At 61.9% G+C, this 1,834-nt stretch carries 1 protein-coding gene; it reads right to left on the reverse strand.

The genetic code is table 11. The features are described 5' to 3' along the window. A partial coding sequence (locus V8P77_RS34635; protein WP_335916753.1) for a beta strand repeat-containing protein occupies window positions 1-1,834 on the reverse strand: 1,834 nt, incomplete at both ends.

Consider the following 1,834-nt stretch of genomic DNA (forward strand, 5'->3'; position numbering starts at 1 on the left):
TTCAGCGTGTCATTGCCGGCGCCGCCGTCCAGCAGATCGTTGCCGGCGCCGCCGATGATCGTGTTGGCGAGCGCATTGCCGGTGCCGATAAAATCGCCGGCGCCGATGAAAGCCAGGTTTTCGACATTGGCAATATTGGTCAAGGCATAGGAAGAAAGCACCGTCCTGATCAGATCGGTCCCTTCATTCGCCCCTTCGGTGACCACGTCGGCCAGATCATCGACGATATAGATGTCGCTGCCCGCTCCGCCGATCAAGCTATCGGCACCAGCCCCGCCATTCAGCGTGTCGTTGCCGATACCACCAGTGATCGTGTTGGCAAGGCTATTGCCTGTCCCGACAAAGGCTGCCGTTCCTGCATAGGTGAGGTTCTCGACATTGGCTCCCAGTGTGTAGGCGGCCAGTATCGTGCGAACCGTGTCGGTTCCCGCGGCGGCATTCTCGGCAACGCTGTCACCGGCATTGTCGACGATATAGGTGTCGTCGCCCGCCCCGCCGATCATCGTGTCGGCGCCTGCCCCGCCATTCAGCATGTCATTGCCGTCGCCGCCTGACAGCGTATCAGCGGCAGCCGCCCCTGTGATTACATTGTCGTGATCGTTGCCGGTGCCGGCAAAGGCTGCCGTTCCGATATAGGTGAGGTTCTCGACATTGGCGCCAAGCGTATAGCTTGCCAGCACGGTCTTGACCGTGTCGGTTCCCGCGGCGGCGTTTTCGGCAACGCTGTCGCCGGCATTGTCGACGATATAGGTGTCGTCGCCCGCACCGCCGATCAAGCTATCGGCACCTGCCCCGCCATTCAGCACATCGTTGCCGGCGCCGCCGGTGATCGTGTTGGCCAACGCATTGCCGGTGCCGGTGAAGTTGGCCGATCCCGTGTAGCTCAGGTTCTCGACATTGATCAGTGCAGCGATCGAGTAGGCTGCAAGCGACGTGCGGATTTCGTCGGTGCCGGCACTGGCCAACTCTGTGACGACGTCGCTCGCACTGTCGACCACATAGATGTCGTTGCCCGCTCCGCCGTTCAGCGTGTCATTGCCGGCGCCGCCGTCCAGCAGATCGTTGCCAGCGCCGCCGGTGATCGTGTTGGCGAGCGCATTGCCGGTGCCGGTGAAGTCGGCGGATCCCGTGTAGCTCAGCTTCTCGACATTGCTGCCGAGCATATAGTTTGCCAGCACGGTCTTGACCGTGTCGGTTCCCGCAGCGGCGTTCTCGGCAACGCTGTCGCCGGCATTGTCGACGATATAGGTGTCGTCGCCCGCTCCGCCGATCATCGTGTCGGCGCCAGCCGCACCATTCAGCGTGTCGTTGCCGACACCACCAGTAATCGTGTTGGCAAGGCTGTTGCCTGTCCCGGCAAAGGCTGCCGTTCCGATATAGGTGAGGTTCTCGACATTGGCGCCAAGCGTATAGCTTGCCAGCACGGTCTTGACCGTGTCGGTTCCTTCATCGGCGTTCTCGGCAACGCTGTCGCCGACATTGTCGACGATATAGGTGTCGTCGCCCGCACCGCCGATCATCGTGTCGGCGCCTGCCCCGCCATTCAGCGTATCGTTGCCGTCGCCGCCTGACAGCGTATCGATGGCAGCCGCCCCTGTGATTACATTGTCGAGATCGTTGCCGGTGCCGGCAAAGGCTGCCGTTCCGATTCCGATATAGGTGAGGTTCTCGACATTGACGTCAAGCGTATAGCTTGCCAGGGTCGTGCGAACCGTGTCGGTTCCTGCGGCGGCGTTTTCGGCAACGCTGTCGCCGGCAATGTCGACGATATAGGTGTCGTCGCCCGCACCGCCGATCAGCGTGTCGGCGCCTGCCCCGCCATTCAGCGTGTCAT

The sequence above is a fragment of the Rhizobium aouanii genome (assembly GCF_037002925.1).
Classification (GTDB): Bacteria; Pseudomonadota; Alphaproteobacteria; order Rhizobiales; family Rhizobiaceae; genus Rhizobium; species Rhizobium aouanii.